Origin of the sequence: Leptospira ainazelensis, from assembly GCF_016918785.1 — a bacterium.
Lineage (GTDB): Bacteria > Spirochaetota > Leptospiria > Leptospirales > Leptospiraceae > Leptospira > Leptospira ainazelensis.
In genome coordinates, this window is record NZ_JAFFPT010000062.1 from 1 (window position 1) to 21,719 (window position 21,719).

At 43.0% G+C, this 21,719-nt stretch carries 18 protein-coding genes and 1 pseudogene; 6 read left to right on the forward strand and 13 right to left on the reverse strand.

Annotated elements, in window-relative coordinates:
- Window positions 1-55 precede the first annotated feature (55 nt).
- From JWG44_RS14450 to JWG44_RS14485, 8 genes and pseudogenes are all read right to left on the reverse strand, one after another.
- Window positions 56-391, reverse strand: a pseudogene (locus tag JWG44_RS14450) (rRNA adenine N-6-methyltransferase family protein); the annotation flags it as partial.
- Window positions 354-2,306, reverse strand: a complete 1,953-nt coding sequence (locus JWG44_RS14455) for a ComEC/Rec2 family competence protein (RefSeq protein WP_205275720.1) — start codon at window positions 2,304-2,306, stop codon at window positions 354-356. The pseudogene JWG44_RS14450 and the gene JWG44_RS14455, both read right to left, overlap by 38 nt.
- A gap of 622 nt (window positions 2,307-2,928) precedes the next feature.
- A complete protein-coding gene (gene trpS, locus JWG44_RS14460) occupies window positions 2,929-3,897 on the reverse strand; it encodes a tryptophan--tRNA ligase (RefSeq protein ID WP_205275721.1) in 969 nt (322 codons plus the stop codon).
- Window positions 3,894-5,726, reverse strand: coding sequence for a hypothetical protein (locus JWG44_RS14465; protein ID WP_205275722.1), 1,833 nt, complete (start codon window positions 5,724-5,726; stop codon window positions 3,894-3,896). The genes trpS and JWG44_RS14465 overlap by 4 nt, the downstream gene beginning before the upstream one ends.
- A 4-nt stretch (window positions 5,727-5,730) precedes the next feature.
- Entirely contained in the window at window positions 5,731-6,324 is a 594-nt protein-coding gene (locus tag JWG44_RS14470) for a LolA family protein (RefSeq protein ID WP_205275723.1), read from the reverse strand.
- Between the two features lie 93 nt (window positions 6,325-6,417).
- Window positions 6,418-7,377 carry an electron transfer flavoprotein subunit alpha/FixB family protein gene (locus JWG44_RS14475; protein WP_205275724.1) on the reverse strand — a complete coding sequence of 320 codons (960 nt, stop codon included), beginning with the start codon at window positions 7,375-7,377 and terminating at the stop codon, window positions 6,418-6,420.
- An 11-nt stretch (window positions 7,378-7,388) separates the two neighbouring features.
- Window positions 7,389-8,150 (reverse strand): electron transfer flavoprotein subunit beta/FixA family protein, encoded by a 762-nt coding sequence (locus JWG44_RS14480; RefSeq protein ID WP_205275725.1) that lies wholly within the window; start codon window positions 8,148-8,150, stop codon window positions 7,389-7,391.
- An 83-nt stretch (window positions 8,151-8,233) separates the two neighbouring features.
- Window positions 8,234-8,536 (reverse strand): LIC10362 family protein, encoded by a 303-nt coding sequence (locus JWG44_RS14485; protein WP_205275726.1) that lies wholly within the window; start codon window positions 8,534-8,536, stop codon window positions 8,234-8,236.
- Between the two features lie 79 nt (window positions 8,537-8,615).
- Between JWG44_RS14485 and JWG44_RS14490 the strand changes: the two genes are divergently transcribed.
- Together JWG44_RS14490 and JWG44_RS14495 are read left to right on the forward strand one after the other, a co-directional pair.
- On the forward strand, window positions 8,616-9,800 hold the full coding sequence (locus JWG44_RS14490; RefSeq protein ID WP_205275727.1) for an acyl-CoA dehydrogenase family protein: 1,185 nt from the start codon (window positions 8,616-8,618) through the stop codon (window positions 9,798-9,800).
- The gene (locus JWG44_RS14495) at window positions 9,797-10,495 is read left to right on the forward strand and encodes an O-methyltransferase (protein ID WP_205275728.1); all 699 of its coding nucleotides are present in this window, start codon (window positions 9,797-9,799) and stop codon (window positions 10,493-10,495) included. Before JWG44_RS14490 ends, JWG44_RS14495 begins: the two co-directional genes overlap by 4 nt.
- A gap of 262 nt (window positions 10,496-10,757) precedes the next feature.
- On the opposite strand, the gene JWG44_RS14500 is transcribed toward JWG44_RS14495, so the two are convergent.
- On the reverse strand, window positions 10,758-11,264 hold the full coding sequence (locus JWG44_RS14500) for an Ig domain protein (RefSeq protein ID WP_232371655.1): 507 nt from the start codon (window positions 11,262-11,264) through the stop codon (window positions 10,758-10,760).
- Window positions 11,265-11,822: 558 nt separating this feature from the next.
- On the opposite strand from JWG44_RS14500, the gene JWG44_RS14505 reads away from it, so the two are divergent.
- Window positions 11,823-13,148: an adenylate/guanylate cyclase domain-containing protein gene (locus JWG44_RS14505; RefSeq protein WP_205275810.1), complete on the forward strand. Its 1,326-nt coding sequence runs from the start codon at window positions 11,823-11,825 to the stop codon at window positions 13,146-13,148.
- 356 nt (window positions 13,149-13,504) lie between these two features.
- Here the strand turns inward: JWG44_RS14505 and JWG44_RS14510 are convergent, their stop codons facing one another.
- The 3 genes from JWG44_RS14510 to JWG44_RS14520 all read right to left on the reverse strand — a co-directional run bounded on the left by JWG44_RS14510 (window position 13,505) and on the right by JWG44_RS14520 (window position 18,117).
- Window positions 13,505-14,029, reverse strand: a complete 525-nt coding sequence (locus tag JWG44_RS14510; RefSeq protein ID WP_205275729.1) for an LIC10415 family protein — start codon at window positions 14,027-14,029, stop codon at window positions 13,505-13,507.
- Between the two features lie 207 nt (window positions 14,030-14,236).
- A complete protein-coding gene (locus tag JWG44_RS14515; RefSeq protein WP_205275730.1) occupies window positions 14,237-15,397 on the reverse strand; it encodes an LptF/LptG family permease in 1,161 nt (386 codons plus the stop codon).
- A gap of 404 nt (window positions 15,398-15,801) precedes the next feature.
- On the reverse strand, window positions 15,802-18,117 hold the full coding sequence (locus tag JWG44_RS14520; protein ID WP_205275731.1) for a M48 family metallopeptidase: 2,316 nt from the start codon (window positions 18,115-18,117) through the stop codon (window positions 15,802-15,804).
- A gap of 617 nt (window positions 18,118-18,734) precedes the next feature.
- Here JWG44_RS14520 and JWG44_RS14525 point away from each other — a divergent pair.
- From JWG44_RS14525 to JWG44_RS14535, 3 genes are read left to right on the forward strand one after another with little or no spacing between them, the layout of a single operon-like run.
- Window positions 18,735-19,208 carry a HEAT repeat domain-containing protein gene (locus JWG44_RS14525; protein WP_205275732.1) on the forward strand — a complete coding sequence of 158 codons (474 nt, stop codon included), beginning with the start codon at window positions 18,735-18,737 and terminating at the stop codon, window positions 19,206-19,208.
- Window positions 19,209-19,223: 15 nt separating this feature from the next.
- Window positions 19,224-19,985 (forward strand): HesA/MoeB/ThiF family protein, encoded by a 762-nt coding sequence (locus JWG44_RS14530; protein WP_205275733.1) that lies wholly within the window; start codon window positions 19,224-19,226, stop codon window positions 19,983-19,985.
- On the forward strand, window positions 19,982-20,311 hold the full coding sequence (locus JWG44_RS14535) for a helix-hairpin-helix domain-containing protein (RefSeq protein WP_205275734.1): 330 nt from the start codon (window positions 19,982-19,984) through the stop codon (window positions 20,309-20,311). Before JWG44_RS14530 ends, JWG44_RS14535 begins: the two co-directional genes overlap by 4 nt.
- On the opposite strand, the gene JWG44_RS14540 is transcribed toward JWG44_RS14535, so the two are convergent.
- Window positions 20,293-21,615: an LA_0442/LA_0875 N-terminal domain-containing protein gene (locus JWG44_RS14540; protein WP_205275735.1), complete on the reverse strand. Its 1,323-nt coding sequence runs from the start codon at window positions 21,613-21,615 to the stop codon at window positions 20,293-20,295. The genes JWG44_RS14535 and JWG44_RS14540 overlap by 19 nt on opposite strands.
- Window positions 21,616-21,719 lie beyond the last annotated feature (104 nt).

The window sequence follows — 21,719 nt, forward strand, 5'->3', positions numbered from 1 at the left end:
CGGAGTATTCAAATCAAAAGGTTTATCTTTTCGGAAACCTTCCCTATTATATCTCATCCGAACTTACCTTGAGCGCGTCTCCTTCTCTGAGTTCGAACTCGGGAAGATATTCCCGAAGCCAGGCCGCATAAACCGGATCGATTTCAAAAAGAGTCACAGGTTTATGAAAGTCCAAAAGCCCGTGAGAGATCGCCCCCAAACCCGGACCGATTTCCAAAATCCGATCGATAGACGGAAGAAGGTCTTCGTTTAAACCGGAGAGAATGATTTGAATCGCGTTCGGATCGATGAGAAAATTTTGGCCCCATTTTTTGAGTGGAGCCGAAGATTTAGATTCCAGAAATTTCCGAATTTCAGAAACTTTTCGAAAGGGGTATTCTCTGGAGTTCATCTTTCTCCAGAAACAACCAACTCTCCGAAAGCCCAAGCAGTTTTCGATTTCGATTCCAGACTTCCGCGCGGTCCTTGCTCCCGAAAGGAGTTTCGAGAAGAATCCAACCTTTGCCTGATCTTGTCTTTTGTGCGAGCCTGGACAAAGAATCTTTTTTTGTATGAAAAAAAAGAATCTTAGAATCGCCGAAAAGTGCGATCTCACGAATTGCATCCGACTTTTTGAGAGGGACACGGCTTGTATGATTCCAAAGATCGATGTCGCGACCGGAGTAGAGTAGTTCGCCGGCCGGAGATTCTTGGGAACAGAGAAAGGCCCAGCTCAGACAGGATTCTTCTTCCACATAGATTTTGTTGAGGTTTTTTCCTTGGAAAGGACCGCAGTAAAGACGTTTCGAAGTTCGAAACGCATTCGCGATCTTTTTGTTTGAATACTTGCATTTTCCTGAAAAAAAGAGCGAATCTCCGTTTCTAAGAAGAAAGAAAAATCGATCGTTTACAATCCGATTTTGCTCCGGAAAATAATCCGGAGCCTTATAAAGAAAAAAGTGAAATCCGATCATTCCCAGAAAAAAAAGGATACAATAAGCGGAATGGAATTTTTTAGAAGACGTTAGTTTTTTCGATTTGATAGTATATTCTTTATTTTGAATGTTTTTTAAAACGTCCTTGGATTCTTCCCTTAGAAAGAATTTTTTTTCGATCCAGACCGCGAAAAAAAAGACGGAAACGGAAAGAATCAACCAGCCGATGATTCCGAGCCAAAGTGCTTCCCCCATTTCCTTATAAAATCCGAGCGGTTTGGAAAGTCTATTGGAGAGATAAAAAAGAATCTGAATTAAAAACTCCGTTACGGACCAAGAGGATTCTAAAACAAATTGAATTTTTGTTTCGTGAAGCAGAAGGGAAAGATAAAGAATCGGAAGAAGAATTCCGGCTAACGGAACGACGACGAGGTTGAGGAGGATCGATCCAAAACTGAAGGCTCCGAACGCGATGAGCAAAACGGGCATCGTCCCTAAACCGGCTGAAAAGGAAACGATGAGATTTTCCTTAAACAAGGAAAGAACCGGATTCTCACTCGAAAGAAAACGGAGTAAAACCTGCATAGGATAGGAAAAGAAAAAGATTCCCGCGACGGCGCCGAATGAAAGACAAAATGAAACTGAATAAAAACGAAGAGGATCCCAAATCCAAAGAATCCAAGCCGAACAAAGAAGAAGATCCACCGGCCGAAGTTTTCTAAAAAACAACCCTTGAACCAAAAGGATTCCGGCAAAGATCCATGCCCTCGTCAAAGATACGGGATAACCCAAGGCCGATAAATAGAGAAAGCCCGTAAGAAGGGGTAAAATCCTCGGGGCCGAGTAACCGAGAATCGGAAAAAGATTGAGAAAACGAAATTGGACTCCCATGAGGATTCCCAAATGAAGTCCCGAAGCCGCGAAAAGATGTAAGATTCCTCCTTCTTTGGCTTTTTGTTTAAAGTCCTTAGAGAGTTGTTTCGCCTCTCCAAAAATAAGTCCTAAGGCGATTCGATTCGTATTTTTTTCAAGATCAGCTTCTTCGAGGTTTCGTAAAATTCTTTCCCGGAATCGGTCTTGAAAGAGCGTTTCCGTTTTTCCAAATAGATTCTTTCTTTGGAAGGAGAACGTCTGTTTCCCCGCGTCTATTTGAAAACGATCCGGGTATAACGCCGTAACCGCGATGAGAAAGAATATTCCAAAAATTATATATTCTGAAATTCGAAATCGTTTTTTTAAGAAAAGACTGCACGAGATGAGCGCCAGGGTTATTCCGATCCAGAGCAGAGACGTTTCCGGAAAAATCAGGCGGATGCAGATTCCGAAAAGGGTTCCGAATGAAAACTTTGAAAACGAAGAGCAAGGTATCCAGTTGTGTATGTGTTTTCCCATACCGGAAACGGTTCCCAAGAACGTTTACGCGGATCGGTTTTAATGAAAATATTTTTTTTTAGGAATGGAAATTTCTCACATCGGACCTGAGTCGTCCGCCCGCAAAAAACTTGAATTCTTAAGAAGAATCTGTCGTAGTTCCGACTTTTACAGTGAAAGTCGCGCGCCCCACCCTGAAATTGGGCGGAGGAGGCGGGTCCGTGGGAAAAAGTTGGGACGACTTTGCTCTATCAGAAAAATCTTATATTTTCAAGTAAAAAAGTTTCCTCTCTTTTTGTAGGAACTCCTACAAAAAGGTCCATCGGAATTATCTTGATCTTATGTAATTTCTCAACTTTTGGGTAATGTTGGCAGATTTCGGATACTGGAGACCGAGTCGCGGAAAAACTCGAGATACTTTTCTCTATTAGAGAAAACTTATGTTTCCAAAGAAAAAGTCACTCTCTCTCGTTGTGGAAGCACCTATAAAAGGTTCCCTTGGTGATCGTTCGCATTTCAAAACTCTTCTTGAATATGTGTAAGAAAATTCTTTTCCCTGATTGGAAGCCGTCGCTCCTTTCAGGCGAATGGAAGAACGAAATTCGGGTTCGTTTCGCAAATCAAAGATAAGAATCGCCGCTTTTTAAAAACGATACATTCCCAATTCTTTTCGAACTCGATCCAAAACCACGGTGATCGTCTTTTGCGCTTTTTCTTTTCCTTTTTTGAGGGAGCTTTCGACAAAGCCGGGGTCTGCTCCGATTTTTTCCCTTTCTTTTCGATAGGGCGCAAAGTAGTCTAACGTGTCTTGCAGAAGTTGTTTTTTTAGATCTCCGTATCCGGTTCCGGGCGTGAGAAATTTCTCCCTGAGTGTTTCCCTTCCCTTTGCATCCAAGAATAAAGAATGGATCGTATAAATATAACTTTTATCCGGATCCTTGGCTTCGTCCACACCCGCGGAATCTGTCATAATAGACATTATGGATTTCTTAAGTTCTTTTTCGGAATCGAAAAAGTTGATCGTATTTCCATAAGACTTGGACATTTTCTGCCCGTCGGTCCCGGGGACGAGCGCGGTGACCTCGTCTATTTCAGGTTCCGGAATCTTAAAAACGTTTCCAACTTCCCGATTGAAGGTGGATCCGATATCCCTCGCATATTCTAAATGTTGTTTCTGATCCTTTCCGACGGGAACTCGATCGCTGTCAAACCCTAGGATGTCGGCTGCCATCAGGACCGGATAAAAGAAAAGTCCGCCTCTCGGATGAAAACCTTTTGCAACCTTATCCTTATAAGAATGCGCCAACTCCAATTGATTTACCGAAATAAAATGACTCAGATACCAAGTCAGCTCGGTTACTTCCGTAACCGAAGATTGCAGCCAGAAGGCGCATCTTTCCGGATCGATTCCGAGTGCGAGAAAATCACAAACGGCGTTATAGGTGTTTTCTCTTTGTTTTTCTTTGGATGAGAATGTGGTTAAGGAATGTAAATCCGCAACGAAACAATAGAGATCAGTTGTGTTTTGGTATTCTTTGAGTTTACGAATGACGGAGAAAAAATTTCCTAAGTGAAGTTTTCCGGAGGGTTGGACTCCTGTGAGAATCCTCATGCTTCCTCCATTCTTGTCGTCTCGTATTCTTTACCGGCGAGTCTTTCGTATTCTTTCATCAGAGCTGTGAGTTCCGTATCGATTTTTTTGTGTAAGGTCAGTTTTGTAATCGTGGGTTTGTCTTTGTAGATTACGGCGTAATTGTAGAGAAGTTTTGCCATTTCCAAAAAGGTGAAGTCCAAAGTTTTTCCGTTGAGACGATTTCCTGAAACAACCGTAGAATCGTAGTACGGAATAAATCTATGTAGAATTTTAATCTCTTCGATCACTTTTTCCTTGGAGACTAAAACCCTGTCATTCAACTTTCCTGCCGTTTCGTATTGTCTCGCTAAAAGATGGTTTTCCACAAGAATGTTGAGCTTTTCCGCAAACTTTCCCATAAAACCCGCGGCGTCTCCGAGCAACTTCAAAAGATTCTGTGTGATTTGATCTTCAACTCCGGTGCTGGAAGTCGTATGTTCGTTGTAAGTCGCAAAGCTGTACTGAAAACTCGGATACTTTTTGTTAAACGCATCCAAAAGGCGGAGTAGGTTGTTGATCTGTTCGATGTCGCCTTTAAAAAGTCCGGGGAGCATGATGATCACGTCCCGGCTTTGATTCTTACTTCCGATCTTTACTGTTCCTTCGAGGATCGGAGCGTAAGAAGCCTGAAAGTCGCGAAGCAGAAGATACATCAGTTTGTGAGGAGTTCCCTTGAAAGCCGATTTGATCGAAGCTGATTGCATATTTTCCGGAACGTGATTTTCGAAATAATCGTCGACGATCTGATTTAGAAAGTCGAAGTTCATTCTTCCCTTATCGTCGATTTTAAAATATCTTTCTCTAAGATTCTGAAGTTCCTCTTTTCGATTGAGTCGAGTTTGGATATCGTCCGCCAATCGAATCAGAGTGGTTTCCACTTCTTTGATGATATCGGAAGATCCTTGAAACTTGGTTTCATTGATCGGAGGAACGTTGAGCTGTTGAACGATTTCCTCCCAGGAGATCATTCTTTTTGTCGCGACGATATGAAACGCACGGATGGCGTCGGTCATTCTTGGTCTTCCGTTTTCGAGATTAAGACCGTAGGTGAGGCCGGCCATGATCTGAGGCATTCTCGGGACGAGTTTTTCGTCTTTTCGAATGAGTTCCGGAACCTGGGTCATGATGATATCTTTCGAATCTTCTCGGCTCAAATGTCTTGCATAATAAAGTTCTAATTTAGTCGCACGGTTAAGAAAAATTTCGGGTGAGATCTGATCTATGAATAAACTGTCCAAGGAGATGATGCTGTTCAGAAGTTTGTTGAAGTTCAATACCACGTTGTAAACGAGGGGTTTCCAATATCGCCAACCTTGTTGTTCGCAAAAACGAAGCGCTTGGATGGTTGCGATGATCTGATCTTCTTTTAAGAATTTGAAAAGGTTCTGAACTCCGGGAGCGATCTGCAGCTTTCTGCCGAGAAAACCTACGTCGATCGTCCCGGTATCCTTTGCGAATTTATTGATCGCCGCGTTTCCTCCGAAGAGGTTTGCGAGAAATCCGATTCCCGCAGCAGAAGCGGCGGTGTCGTTTTTTCTTTGTTGGTTTTGTTTCGAAGCTGTTTTTACGGAAGAGGAAGTTTTTTCCGAACTTCTTTTGGACTTATCTTCTTCGTCCGTCTTCTTATTGTCTTCCTGTTTTTTTTTCTCAAAGTCTTCGTCGACCTTCTTCATCAAATCGATTCGAATAAAGATATCGTTCGACTTTTGGATGACTTCGTCGATCTGCTCCTGATGTTCCGGGCTTCTCTGTTTACGATAGAGATCCGCAAATATCTTGTGGGCGTCGGTCCTTGAGTTTAGAGACAAAAGACTATTCCTTTTCGTTTAACGGGTTTTCAACGATCTGCGCGCTGGAGGGTGCGCTGAAGTTAAAAAGGGAAGCCGACAATCCTACGTTAGTCTGCACACCGGAAAAACTGATCGAAGTGTATTCGCCTGTTCCTCTGTGTTTCATTCTTAACGATTTAGGAGTGTTATCGGGATTCATTGTTACAACAATTTCTTCGTATGTTTTTGTCGGCGATTTGAGTCGGATCGATCCGCCAACTTGGGAAACTTCTTCGTAACCGCCTAACAATCCAAAAACGCCGCCCGTACTTCCGCGGAGATCCTGTTTGCCGACGATCGCTCTTGCTGGAGAATAGAACCAAAGAAATCTTCCATTGGAAGATACAACTCTGCCGTCTGAGAATTTGACGTGTAAATAGTTCGGTTTCTTAAAGGAAAGGGTTCCGGAAATTTCGTTATTGATGGTTACGCTGGCTCGAAGACTGGAAATTTCTCCCATTCTTCCTAAGAGTGCGTTGAGTCTGTCGCGTCCAGGATCCCCTGAAACAGAAATGCCGCAGACTAGGATCAGTCCTGCGGCACCTGGGAGTAGTCTCCTGATTTTCAAAAATGCCATAGTTTCAAACTATGCGCGAAGGTTGATTATCCAAGTACTTTTTTTTGAATAAAAACTCATGCTCAACTCCCTACGGGTCGTTTCGCAGGTTGATTATCCAAGTACTTTTTTGAACTCTGCAGTAACCGCAGGAACAACTTCAAAAAGATCTCCAACGATTCCGTAAGTCGCAACCTTGAAGATCGGAGCGTCTCCGTCTTTGTTGATCGCTACGATATACTTAGAAGATCCCATTCCGGCTAAGTGCTGAATCGCGCCTGAAATTCCGCATGCGATATAGCAGTTTGGAGAAACGGTTTTTCCGGTTTGTCCAACTTGGTGAGAATGAGAAATCCAACCTGCGTCCACGGCAGCGCGAGAAGCTCCGAGAGCCGCGCCGAGAGTGTCTGCGAGTTCTTGGAGAATCGGCCAGTTTTCCGGTCCTTTGATTCCACGACCACCGGAAACGATGATCGAAGCCTCGGTCAACTGAACCTTCGAACCGCCGCTTAGATCGGTAGAAACGATTTTTACTTTCGCATCACCGGCCGCTGGAGAAGCCGCTTCTACAGCTCCCGCTCCCGCTTTTTGAGTGATCTCCTGAGAGTTCGGACGAACGGTAAAAATTTGAATCGGGCTTGTTACTTTAAAATTTGCGTAAGCTTTTCCGGAGTAGATCGGTTTTTTTGCGACAACCTTTCCGCCGTCAACGGAGAATCCAACGACGTCCGCTACGATTCCAGCGCCTGCCTTTACGGCAACACGAGGAGAATAATCTTTTCCTTGTGAAGTGTGAGGAAGAAGAACTACCGCAGGGTTTTGCGCTTTGATTACTTCCGCAACCAGATTGGAATACGTTTCTGCGTTGTATTCGCCTGAGTTTACGGTGATGATGGTGTCAGCTCCGACAGCCGCTAATTCGGGAGCGTGTTTTTCAACTCCGCTTCCAATCAGAAGAGCTACAACTTTACCGCCGATGGAATCAGCGATCTTTCTTCCTGCAGAAGTGATTTCTCTGGAGATTTTTTTAAGTTCTCCGTCTTTCAATTCGCCAACAATTAATACGTTGCTCACGGGTGTTCTCCTTAAATAACCTTAGCTTCTTCTCTGAGAGCTTTTACGAGTTGAGATGCAAATGCGTTTGCGTCTGCCGCTTCCAGTTTTCTTCCGGGAATACGCGGTGGAGGAGGCTCCAATCCTACAACTTCGATTTTGCTTGCAGGGCTACCAAGATCGGCTGCGGATTTTGTTTCCACGGGCTTTTTCTTAGCGGTCATGATTCCTTTGAGAGAAGGATAACGAGGTTCGTTGAGTCCTTTTTGCGCCGTAAGAGCCACAGGAGTGGAAGTTTCGATGGTTTGAGTTCCACCTTCCACTTCTTTGGTTGCTTTTACCGCAGTTCCGTTGATTTCAAGGCTTACTGCGAAAGCTACGTGAGGAATTCCGAGAAGTTCCGCAACTTGAACTACAACTTGAGAAGAATCAGTATCGATGGACTGTCTTCCTCCGATGATTACGTCCGCGTTTTCAGCCTTCGCAAAATTAGCGATCAGCTCGGCAGTGTTGTTCGTATCAAAAGGAACGTAGTTGTCGACTTTAACATGAACCGCGCGATCGGCGCCCATAGCGTAAGCGGTTCTAAGAGCTTCTACAACTCTGTCTGGTCCAAGGGAAACAGCGATTACTTCGCCACCGTGTTTTTCACGCAGTCTGATTCCTTCCTCGATAGCAAATTCATCATAGGGAGAAATAATCCACTTGATTCCGGCTTCGTTGATGGATTTATCCCCTACTTTAATACTGGTTTCGGTGTCAGGTACCTGTTTCACTAATACGATGATTTTCATTAAATGGGTACTCCAAAAAAAATTAGTGCTGTTAACACAAAAATCTTGTGTCTATGTAGTGCAAACCACTTTTTTAAGCAAGTCTAAGCGATCTCATCGGTTGAGAAGAGATATTTCAACCAGTAATACGTCCAGACCATAAATCCGATTACGATCAAAACATTCGCATCCGTCTTTAAGAAAAAAGCAAGTCCCCAAAAAAGCGGGAGTAACATCCAAGCGCAAAGAGACAGAAGTAGGAGGAGAGAATTCTTTTGAAACGGAGAATTGAGGGCCTTCTGAAACCCGATCCTCAGCGAAGAAAGGCTTTTCGGAGTTCCTTCTTCCTTGTAAGATAGGAAGAAAAAAAGTCCACAAAGGATTGTCAAAATGAGAGCGTAGATCATAAGATAGTTTTTGGAAAAGAAAGATTCTCTGTCGAGCTATTTAGTCGCAGGGAAGAAGGATATTAGAGAAGAGGAACACATGAGAGCATTACTAGAAAAACCGAATGATTTATTCAACCCGACCGAGAACCACTTAGCGCTTCGGGAAAACGTAGCCAAATTTGCGAAGGAGAATATGGACCTTCAGGCGAAGGAGAACGACGAACACGAGACCTTCAATCTCCCGCTCTTTCGAAGAATCGGTTCCGAACTCGGCCTATTCGGAGTTACCGTTCCGGAAGAGGACGGAGGAATGGGAATGGATGCCGTAGCGGCCGTAATTATACACGAAGAACTGTCAGCTTATGATCCCGGATTTATGCTTTCGTATCTCGCTCACGAAGTATTGTTCGTAAACAATTTCTATCACAGTTCGAGTCCGGCGCAAAGAGCGAAGTATCTTTCCAAAGTAATCTCCGGAGAATGGATCGGAGGAATGGGGATGACCGAACCCGGAGCCGGAACTGACGTTCTTGGAATGAGAACGATCGCGACCAAAAAAGGCGACAAATATATATTAAACGGATCCAAACAATACATCACCAACGGAAGTACGGGAAGCGTATTTTTGATCTACGCGAAGTTGGATAAGAATTCCAAAAGAATGACTTCGTTTATCGTAGAGAGTTCTTTCCCCGGATTCAGCGTAGGAAAAAAAGAAGAGAAGATGGGAATGCGTTCCTCCCCGACGACTCAACTTATATTCGAAGATTGTGAAGTTCCTGCGGAGAATTTGGTCGGTCAGGAAGACGGAGCTCTCGTTCACATGATGAGAAATCTCGAGATCGAAAGAATCACTCTCGCCGCGCAGTCTTTGGGAATCGCAAAACGTTGTGTGGACATCATGGCCGATTATACGATTCGTCACAGAGAGGCATTTGGAAAAAAACTCGCCGAGTTCGGACAGATCCAAAGACTCTTAGCGGAATCCTATGCGGATTTTCAAGCGGCCCGCGCTCTCGTTTACAACGTAGCTTCTCAGATTCATCCTGAAAATCGAAATTCATTGGGCGCCGCTTCCGCAAAATTGGTCGCGACTCAGATGGCGGAACGAGTGTCTCGGAACGCGATCCAGGCTCTTGGGGGATACGGATATTGCAGGGAATATCCTGTGGAAAGGCTTCATAGAGATTCGATTCTTCTTTCGATCGGAGGAGGAACAAACGAGGCGATGCAGAAAAACATCGTTGCCGATTTGAAAAAAATCTACGAGGGTACTCCTTGAGTCGAAAGAACATTCAACTGACTGAAAAACTGGAAGAGTATATCTTCCGGTTTTCAGTTCGCGAACCTTTCTCATTTCAAAAACTCAGAGAAGAAACCGCAAAGTTGACTCAGGCGAACATGCAGATAAGCCCGGAAGAAGGGCAGTTTCTCAGCATCCTTACCAAAATCACCGGAGCCAAGAGAATCATAGAGATCGGAACGTTTACCGGTTATTCTTCGCTTTGTTTTGCTTCCGCATTGCCGGAAGACGGAAAAATTCTCTGTTGCGATATAAGCGAAGAATGGACAAAGGTCGCAAAGAAATATTGGAAAGAAACCGGACTCGAACACAAGATCCATTTGAAGATCGGGTCTGCATTAGAAACCTTGCAAGTAATTTTAGATTCTAAAACTTCGCCGAGTTGGGCGGCTGACTTCGGTTTTGGTCCGTCCTCTGTCGATCTCGTGTTTCTCGACGCTGACAAAGAAAATTATCCCAATTACTATCCTCTCATTCTTAAAATACTCAAACCCGGAGGGCTTTTGATCGCAGATAACGTTCTTTGGGACGGAAGTGTCGCCGACGATTCCCATCAAGAACCTTCCACGATCGGAATTCGAATATTCAACAAGCTCGTGCACGGCGATCCCAGTGTGGATCTTAGTTTGATTCCGATCGCCGACGGGGTTTCGTTGGTGAGGAAGAAAGAATAGCCTTAGCCTTGGTAAAAGCGGATTTATATTTTTTCTTGTTTTATTACGGATCCACAAGTTTGCGAACAGGACCGACCACTTTTTCTATACTTTTTAACGAGCCGGACACGCTCTCAGAAATTTCCGAGCGGAACGGACCTTTTGCAGTATTCGAAAAAATCTTAAATCAAAGTGCAAGATTTAGAATGTTCGAAGGGAACTCTTTTTCTATCATCGAATCAAATCTTTTATCTAAACGTTTTCCGATTCATTCAAATCCGACTCAATAACAATAGGAGTCTCTTTTGCAGTCGGACAATTCTCGAAAGCATGTGTTGGGTTGGTCGACGCAAGAATAAGGTTGCGCTCCAACACATCCTGCGGCAACACCGCTCGTATTACAGCGACCGGACTCTGCATTGTTTTCAACGATAAGATCGAACTTAGCGGTCGCCTTTCCCGAGTTTAAACTCGCAGAATAACTTCTTCTTGTCTGGGACTGAGTAGGCGATCCTGAAAGCGTTCCGAGGCGGCCATCGACGGAAATCGAATTTGTTAAACTCGGCGAAATCGTTACAATGTCCGAATTGGAAGGATTGGTGATTGTCGGTTTAAACGAATTTGTCGTGTTCTTTACAAAAACAATGACATCGGTGCCGTAGGTGATTGTCTGATTCGTTAAGGTTAACAACAGCAATAGGTTGGTCGTCTCGTCGTCTTTCGGTTCGCTTTTACACGAGAACGTAAAATACAACGCAGTTAACGTGAGTGTGGTGAGAATTTTTTTCATTTTTCCTCTGTTTAAATTTTTAGAAATTGCGGCCAACTTTGAAAATCGATAGAGGGTTGAAAAGAAAATTATGGGATTTGATTTCGCTTTAAATGTATTTCGTTTTAATAAGAATAATAAATTTATAATAAAATAATTAAACCCTATCACTTTCGATAATGAGAATGGATATTTACCGAAGTTTCGAAAGGATATAATTGATTTCGCATTAGCATAAGTCTTTGTTTTTATAATATGAAATGATTATATATTTTGTATGTATTTGTACGATTGGATACTGTTCCACCCATTCGCTTTTTATGGAATTCATTTCAGGAAGGTTTCTTTCTTTTGTATGTATCGTATTGATACGGATTATTTTTTTCCAAATTTCAAGTAGGGAATTAGAACTCGATGATTCGAATTTGAAACTTTTTGAGGATTCTCATCGATCCGTTTTTATTTTTCAGGTTCGCTCAGATTTATGATTCCCTTATGATTCAGCGTTCAAAAGATGCCTTCTACTTTGATCGAATTCTTTTTGCTTAAAGTAAGAATAACAAACTATTTGGAGCCAAAATTGTGAATCCAATTCAAGACCTGAATCAGAAATCCAAAAAGCCGACAATGGACTCTTTGTCTCATGAAATTCTGAAAAGCGAAATTATCAGAACCAAAATTCTTTTTATATTTTTTTCCTTCACTTCCGTATTGATCGCAACGGTATTCACCGTTTTTCGGGAAACGATCATGAAGGAAATCGGCGGGCAAATTCCTTTTTATCCCGTTCTCGGGGTGAATGTTGGAATTGCGATCTACGAACTGATCGTAAACCGTGTATTTAATTATTTTCTGAAAAATCGGAAAAACGTTTTTTCATTTGCTAGATACTTAAACGTTTTCGTAGAGATAAGTGCGATCGGTCTTTTGATCTGTTTGAACGTTGAGATTTTCGCATCTCCTTTAATTCCTTTGTATTCGCCGGTAGTGATGATTTTCTTTATATTCGTAATTCTTTCGGTTTTACGTCTTGAATTCTGGTTGAGCGCATTCACCGGATTTCTGGCGGGTGCGGAACTTTTTGCTTTAGCATATTATTATATTCCTAAGAATCCGATTCCTATGCCGATTCACTTTTTTAATTCCTTTGCGCCTTTTATTTCCAAGGCGGTTTTGTTTACCTTAGGCGGCGTCGCCGCGGGTTTGGTCGGGCTTCAGTTAAGACGGTCCTTGGTTTCCGCTATTTCTGCGGATCAGGAAAAGACCAAAGTGGTCGGCATGTTCGGTCAATACGTGTCGCCCGATGTCGTAGATAAACTTTTAGAACAGAAAAGCGGAAACTTTTCCGAGTTCAAAAGTGTCTGCGTTATGTTTTTGGATATTCGAAATTTTACGGGTTTTTCCGAAAAAAGAGAACCCGGAGAAGTTATCGACTATCTGAATTACATCTTCAGCCATTTGATCGATATCGTGAATCAGCGTAACGGCATGATCAATAAATTTCTTGGAGACGGTTTTATGGCGGTTTTCGGCGCTCCGCTTTCGGACGGATCGAACGACGTAAAAAATGCAGTCGATGCTTCTATGGAAATTCTTAAGAAAATCGAATTTCTCAATCAGGAAGGTAAAATTCCGGAGACACAGATCGGAATCGGATTACATGCCGGAAATGCGATGACGGGTAACGTAGGTTCTGAAACTAGGAAAGAATATACGATTATTGGAGACGTGGTCAATCTCGCTTCCAGGGTTGAACAGTTGAATAAACAATTCGGTACGAAACTTTTAGTTACACAAGCGGTTTACGACGATATCAAAGAACGGAATCGGGGAAGGCATCTTTCTTCTATTCAAGTAAAAGGAAGGGTGGAGCCGGTGGACGTTTACGAGTTGGAGAGAGTCTAATGAATTTTTTTAATAATGAGCACGACTAACGTTTTAAAATTTTAATTTTAATTTGAGTTTGAATCGATGAGACGGCTTTCGTGCTGTCTGTGTCGAATCGCGAGTGATAGTTTTGCACTCCATTGTATAAACAATTCGGTTCTATTTTTCAGTTTTTGAACGCGGCTTTCCACTAGGAATGAAATCATCAAGTTGGCCTTGAAGGAAAGGAGATGAGGTGCAATTCTAAATTGCGGCAAAGAATCCGGAAAGAATTAGAAGGAGGGGAACACGCTTTGAGAAAGCGTGGATTCGGATTTTCGAGATGAAAGCCGTAAAAAAATGGGGGAATTTAACTCTAGAAAATTCCCCGATTCTTATTCTTTAATCAATCGTTCTATGGCTTTTTCGGAAAGCGGTTTCATTTGAACGCCTTTTCCGGTGATTGCTTCCAAGGATTTGGAGAAATTCTCCTGACCTTTCAACATTCCCACTGAAAAAATATTCTCCGATTCTACTTCCAAGTTGCGGATCGAATCCGTTAGTTTATTCTTTTTATCCTGAATCTGCTCTTTTAGAACGGCCTGATCCATATCAGGATTTTCGGACAATTCTCTGAACAAAGGTGTTTCTCCGAAAAGAATGTTGATAAGTTCGCTGTTTGGCGCGCTTCCCTCATTCAAGATTCCGAGTTTCATCTGTTCTTTGGAGAATTCTCCCTGCAAGCTGGAAAGGGTTTCCTGGATTTTCAGATATCGAGAAGTGAGTCCCGAAGAAAATTCCGTTTTGTCCAGACTTCCTTGTCCTTCCTGCGCGGACGCAGTTCTTCCGCTAACGGAAGACCGTTTGTCGCGGATGAGTTTTTCCGCAGAGCTGATCAGATTTGTGAGTGGAACTTCCATGTTCTTTCCTCCCTTCAGAATGATAAATCCGGAAAGAACACCAACTTGTGTTGTGAACTTTAGAAGGGACTTCTTTCCTTAAGTGCTCTATGTCGCATCAAAGATTTTAATTCTGTAGACAATCTATACTAGATATCGGACGGTACTCGGGAAATAAATGAATTTTTTTTCCAAAATTGTAAAAAAAAAATAAATTGACTTAAGATTTCAAAGATTCATTCGACGAAACATCCAAAAACATAAGCCTAAAAACATTCCCGGAGTGAGCCAAACGCCTAAGAATGCCGGAATGACGCCGTTTTCGCCCAAAGATTTTCCCGCAGAATTGAAGATGTAATAGATCAAAACGACTCCGATCGTAATTCCTAATGATGCGACGCCTGCGGTCTTTTTTGTAAAATAACCTGCGATCGTTCCGATCAATGTTACGATAATCGTCATCATAGGAAGTGCAAAGACCGAATGTTTTTCGGTAAGAACATCTCCGTAAGGAAGACCTTTCTGAATTCTTCTTTTTTGCTCTTCTCCTAGTTGAATCAAATTCATTTCTTCCACGGAACCTGCGGGAACTTTGAAATAGGTCGGGTCTTCGGGTAATTCGTACTCTTTTTCATCAAAGGATTCTTGTGAAGAAAGATTGAGGTCGTTATCAAAATGCCATTCTTCGACTCTTTTCATTTTCCAGAGTTTGGTCTCGTAGTTGTATTTTGCCTTTAAGGAGGAGATCACTGTTTCGGGAGATCCGTCCGGACGAAGTCGGATATAATTGAATCCACCGTTGATCTCGTCCTTGTCAGGATCGTAAAAGTATAAATAGTAGAATCCTTCCTTTCCCTTTACGTGGAACTGATAGACGCTGTTTGCCAACGTTCCCATTCCTTCCGTAAGCGTATCGTGTTCTATCTTTGCGAGTTTGTTGACGGGCCTTACGATGAGCTCGGTTCCCAAAAGCATGACGATCCACATCAGAATTCCAAAAAGAATCAATGGAGTTACGATTCTAAAAAAGGAAACTCCCGCCGCCATCATCGAGACAAGTTCTTTGTTTACCGAAAACTGTCCCACTGTGAAACAGATCGAAAACATCAAAGACATCGATACGACGGTTGTGGAGATGATCTTGGGAAGATTATAAATGAGGAAAAGGGCGACGTGATAACGAGGAGCTTTTGTAGTCGTGAAGTTTCTCATGTTATCGTTTACGAGCGAGAGTAACATGATCCCGGTCAGAAGAATCACGGTTCCTATAAAAATTTTAAAAAATTCTCCGAATAGATACTTATCCAGAATTTTGAGAGGGAAGAATTCTTTCTTCCAGTATTGAAAGAAGGATTTGATCGGATCAAGTTTGAGTGGAAGTGCGGACATATCTCTGTGAAGTTTCTGAACTTCGAACCATTCTTACGAAACTCTGAGAAATGACAATCACAAGAGGGTTTAAAAAACGGCGAGTTTTTCGGTTCTTGGCTTCCGTTCTACAAAAGGGGATCTGCAATCTCGATTCTTTTTAGATTCGGCAAGACCTTGCCCACAAGTGCGGACTGAATCTTTAAAAGAATTTGTCGGAACTACGACGATCTTCTGTGAAACTCGCGCGCCCCGCCCAAATTTCGGGTGGTGGGGTGGGGGGCGGAAGACTCCGGCCGACTTTGCTCTATCAGAAAATTAATATTTTGCAAGTAAAAAGTCTCGAATGTAGGAACTCCTATAAAATGCAAAAGTATCGAAGGTAGAATCCGAATTCTCCATTTCTCCGGAATCGTTTTGCGGTTCTAACGAAGAACCGCAAAACTCGTGAGGTATAACGCTCCACTCAAAATTCCCGTCGCAACGGCAAAGCGCAAAATTCCGGGAACGAGTCCGTCTGCGGTTTGGAACCGATCCCAAAGATCCAGACGTTTCTGCAATTCCCTTTCCTTTCCAGGGGTCAAAGTCGAATATTCCGAAACTACTTTGGGAGGTTCGGGGGCGCGTTCTATCGTGGATTGGCGGTTTCGGATTTTTTCAGCCACTTTCGATTCCGCGATCAATAACCTTTCGAGGCTGGCGTGTTTGAGTGCAAAAAGGGCGCTTAGGGCTTCGTCGATCCATGAATCTACGACCTCGAGCCATTTCTGCATATTGTCCTCGGTGGCTCTCGTAAATTCAAACTTGCTAAAGGCGGACGACCAATCCTTCAATTCCAGATCCGTTAGAAGTTCCGAACTTAATATTATATTTTCCTTATGTTTGTGGACTTCGGAAAGGGCTTCATAAACCTGATTTCCGGCGGCGACGAGACGAACCAACTCCGCGTTACTGACGTGTCGATCGGCTGTGACCACCGTGTAAACGTTGTTCAACAACGCTCTGCTGTCTTCGATGTTGGCCCGGGAATGATCTGCGTAATGGAGAATCTCCAATAATCCTTGTAAATATTCGGGCCAGCCCATTCCGATTTCTTCGGCGGCTTTTCTATGAACGGAACGACATTTTTTATCGTGATCGAAGATGAGATTTTGGATTTCTTTACAATCTTCTTCCAAACTTTTGATCACACCAGGAAGTTCCCTCTTTTTTAATTCGTTTCCTCGAAAACGAATGATTCCGTCGACCGGAGTATAAAACCCGTCCTGCAAACCGGCTAATAAATTTTTTTCCTTTTCTAAGGAACGGAGTTTTTCCAATTGTTCGGACAAACTCGGAGGATAGAGGTTGTCTATTTCTTCTTTCGGAGAATCCACTTTATAGTTATAAAATTCGCTTGGAGAAGACGCATAACGTACAAAAGATCTTCCTAAGTAGGTTCCTCTATAATTGCTGTTGAGATATTCCTTTTTGTAGAATTCGTCTACGGATGTTAGAATCTCCGGATCATGGCTGAATTCAGTTTTAAGGTCGGAAAGAATTCGTTCCGTAAATTTTTCACGTAAGGATTCCGCGTCGTCGAATACCAGCCATCCGCTTCGATCGTCCAAGGATCTGGGAACGTATCTTTTTTTTGCGTTCTCCTCTCTTTCATGATTGTAAGGATGAGTCGCCCACATACGGGGAGGTTGTGCGATTTCGGAGGTAAAGACGCGGTGGTTCTCCGGATTCTCCGAAGGCAACTCCGGAACTTTTCCATAGTGGGGATTATTCCAGATTTTTCGAGAATGATCGATGATCTTAGAATGGATCGGAAATATATCCTTGGCGCCTTTCCCGGTCCTTATATGATCCATGATAAATCCTTGTGTCGTTTCCCAGGCTTCATCCGCAGCTTGCAATTTATGCAAGGCGTGAATCAACGCGTCGCTTCCCGTAACGGAGACCGCCACTAAATCGGCTTGGAATTCCATTTCTCGAGAAAGGGCCCTTTGTGCGAGAACCACCAAATTAAAAAAAGATTCCAGAGCCGAACGCAGAGACCAGATCACAAGGCGAAGGATCCAACCGATCCAAGCGACACGAATATCAAAACGGGAAACGGAGCGCAAAAAATCATCGAGTGAGTCTCGTCTCGCGATCAGATGAGCCGCGATCTGTTGCGCGATATAAACCCAATTCCCAACGGCCATACTCTTTTGCGCAAAATGTCCGAACTCGTGAGCCAGGACCGCTTTTAATTCGCTGACGCTCAAAACGTTTACGAGCGCGAGTCCGATCTCTAAATTCTTCTTAGAAGGAAAGAAAAAATTTAGGATGGAAAGATCATAAAAGACACAGGCGTTTACCTGCGGAGAAAGAAAGACTCGGTGTGGTCTCGGGGCTCCGGTCTCATCCGCTAATTGATAGAGAAACTGAAAAAGTTGCGGTTGGTCTTTTTCGGTAATTTCATATTCGTTTCCCATACTCCCTTTTTTTACAAAGAATAGGGCCTTGATCATAAACAAGGAGATCAAGCCTGAGCCGATTCCCGCGATCCAAGAAAAAAGGTCCGCTCCGCTTCCGATTAAACCATGACGGATGAAAGAATAGGAAGCCCAGGCGAACCATCCGCTTAAAGAGAGATAGACAAGAACAAAAAGAACAAGTCCAAGGACGGTCAGCCAAAGATTCCGTTTGTGTGCCTGATTCGGTCCTGCAAGCTCGGAGGGAATGTGAACAGTGGGAGAAATTGCATCCATAAAGATCGTCCTTATTGATTCGGAAATTTTTAAACTTTGGTTTTGAATAGTATAGTCGGAAAAGTCGGAGAACGGGACAAATATTTCGGAAGAAAGTTGCGGAAAAGAATTTTTCTAAAATCCGCGATCTTGTTTTTGGAAAAATTTTCTGGTCGGAATTCCGAAAGATACGTGAGTTTTCCGGCCGGCATGAACTCCGAGCGACTTTGCTCTATCCTTAAATCAATATTTTGCCTGTAAAAAGTTTCAAATGTAGGAACTCCTGCAAAAAGTCATACTGGGATCCTTCTTCCTTCGAAATCGCTTTTTTAACTTGCGGGTAAGGATATGCGAAATTTGGGCGGGGCCCGCGTTTTCACTGTAAAGTCGTCGGAGTTCCGACAAATGAGCCTCACAATTCGGGATTCTTATCCTTCAGAATTTCCTTTCAATGGAAGTCGGGAGGTTTTACAAAAGAGCCTTAAAGAATTACGGCGAAAGAAGGATTCTGAAAAGAATTCTCTCGATTTTTGGAAAAATCCAAATTCTTCTCTGAATTTTCGAACCGAAAGGAAGGTCAATTTTCGATTGACGACACCGTTTCCGGAGGCGATTCTTCCGAGGGAAAGGAGTCCCTTATGAAATTTCGTTCTCTTCTAATTCTTGCCTTCGTTGTTTCCTTCACTTCCGGAGCCCTTCTCGCGGAAAAATCGACCGACGAACATATCAAAACTCTTTCTTCCGGTTCCGACAGCGAGAAATACGAATCCGCAGTGGCTCTTGGAAAAGGCAAAGAAAAATCCGCGATTCCGGAACTCATCAATCTTCTCAACCGAAACAACGAACCGAAAATCGCGACCGCCGCTGCGATCGCTCTCGGTAAAATTGCCGAACCGGGAGATACTTCGATCGCCTTAAAAAACAAAATTATTTCTTCCGAAAACGGGGATATCGTCTACGCATCGTTAGCTTCTCTTCTGAACCTGACTACAAAAAACGAAAAATTAGAAGATTCTACAAAAGAGGCCTTCGAATTTGCGGATAAGAATCGCAGAGGTGACGAATACGTTTCCGACATCCTGGATCTTATCAAAAAGAAACTCAAACTCTGATTTTCTCTTAAGCCCTTGTTGACTCCTCCGGAAATAAGCCGTTATTCACGGAACATTCTTCTGGATGAAGTCAAACGGAAGGGCCAGGAAACCCTCAAAACTTCTCGCGTCACGGTGATCGGCGCGGGGGGATTGGGTTCTCCCGTTCTCTATTATCTCGCCGCGGCAGGAGTTGGAAAGATTCGAATTTTAGATTCCGACTCCATCGACACAACCAATCTTCAAAGACAAATTCTTTTCAAACATTCCGAGATCGGTTTTTCCAAATCGGAAATCGCAAGACAAAGAATTCAAGAATTGAATCCTTTTATCGAAATCGAATCTTTTCCTTTGCGTATCAACGAGGAGAATGCGGAGAATTTTTTAAAAGACAACGACCTCGTCTTAGAAGGTTCCGATAATTTTGAAACCAAGTTCCTGATCAACGATCTCTGTTGTAAGTTGAACATTCCTCTGATCATCGCAGGGATCCTTCGTTTCGACGGTATGGTTTTAGGAATCCGTCCCGGGATCGATCCCTGTTATCGTTGTGTCTACGAAACTCTTCCTCCTTCGAACGCGATCCCGAGTTGTTCCGAGGCGGGTGTGATCGGAAGTATGGCGGGAATCATAGGAAGTATTCAAGCGACGGAAGCGGTTAAATTCTTATTGGGATTGGTAAACGAAGAATCTCCCGGAGTTTTCGGATCGATTCTTCAATTGGAGGCAAAGTCCATGAACTTCCACAAAGTTTCGCTTTTAAAACGATCCGATTGTAAGGCGTGCTCTCATATATGAGTAAAAAAGAATATTCTAAATCTCCTATGGACTATATGGAGCAATCCGATATCCTAAAGGAATTTCAAACTCTTCCCGGAGTAGGCAAGTCCATCGCGATGGACTTTTGGAATCTCGGATTTAGAAGTCTGGATGAAATCAAATCGCAGGATCCGGAAAAACTCTATGTTCAAATCTGCGAGTATCACGGAGCACACGTCGATCGTTGTATGCTCTATGTTTTTCGTTGTGTCCACTACGCGCTAAACACAAAAAGACCGAATTCGGAAAAGTTAAAGTGGTGGAACTGGAAAGATTCCGTCAAATCTCAAAAATTAAAACGATAATTCGCGCCGACTTGAACATACGTCAAAACCGTTTTTGAATCCAATAAGATCGGTATTAAAATTTGAGGCGCGAAAACTTTGAGTAAGATTTGAGATGGATCCGAATTTCCTCCTCCGTCGTTTTCAGTTATATAGCCGGACTGTAATTTGTTTTTAAGAGTCAGGTTGCTCGCTTCCACGAATAAACTCAAATCTCCTTTTACCTTTGCGGAAAACTTGAGATTGACTTCGGTTCCTGTGGATTTCCACTGATAGTCCAGACCGAATTGGTTGTATTTGAACGGAGCGGATTCCCATCTGAATTCATTACTTCTGAAACTGGAAGGGCCCTGCATCTCCAAACGAAGAATCTGGCCTTGGATGGTGAATCTTTCCAAAAATTTCCATTCAAACCCGATTCCCAAACTATATCCTTTGAACGGATTGCTCGTTTCACGATAACTCACCCGGTTCGGATTGATTCCGGTGGGAGTAATGGCTCCTATACTATCGACTTCTTGAGAAGTTTTCGTCCAAATCCTTTCGATTCCTCCGATCACTTGAAGATCTAAAAGGGGATGAGGGTATGGAGTAAAGCCGACGCGCGTGGAAACTTTTTGAAACTTTGTGGTCCCGTTTCCGAAAATGACATTCGTAGTTTTTTCGGCGGTTGAAGACGAAGAAGAACCTCCCCCAAAAGAAAGGGTTTGGAATCCGCCGACGTTTAAATTCCCTTTTGCCTCCGTTCCTCGGACCTCGAAGGTAAAACGGTTCCACGCATAAAATAACCGCGTTGTAGAGCTGCTATTCTTACCTTTGAAGGGAGTCGATTGTATTTCCGCCTGACCGCCGCTGCTAAAAAGAAGTCCGGCGTATTGAACGGTTTGAAAGAAGGGACGGAGCTCTGTTTGGCTTTCTCCACCCCCGACTCCAAAAGAACCTTCCAAATAATGTCGTTTTGCCTTTGAAAGTTCTTCTTCCCTTTTTTTAAGTTTATCTTCTTTGTTTTTGAGTTTATCTTCTTCCTGTTTCCGTTTTTCAGAGAGTTCTTTTTCCTCTTTGATTTTCTTTTCCTCCTCGGAAACCTGAGGTTCTTTTTTTAAGGGAGAAGGTTCTTTGATCTTTCCGAAAGAAATTTTCCGTATCGCTGACTTCGGAAAAACTTTCGTATTTCCTTCGGCGAGTTTGAAAGTTACCGATTCTTTGTCCTGAGCTACGATCGTGCCCTCTAACTTGTCTCCGGATTTAAGAAGAATCGTTTCACCAACGAGAGATACATTTGCAAAAAGAAACGCCGATAAAAGTAAGGAAATAATTTTTTTCATAGTATGGACTGGTTTTAAAACCAGTATCGGGAATCTTAACACACAGCTTAAATCCTGCAATTCGATTTAACGTTTTAAGAATCAAATTAGAAAGAAAAAATTTT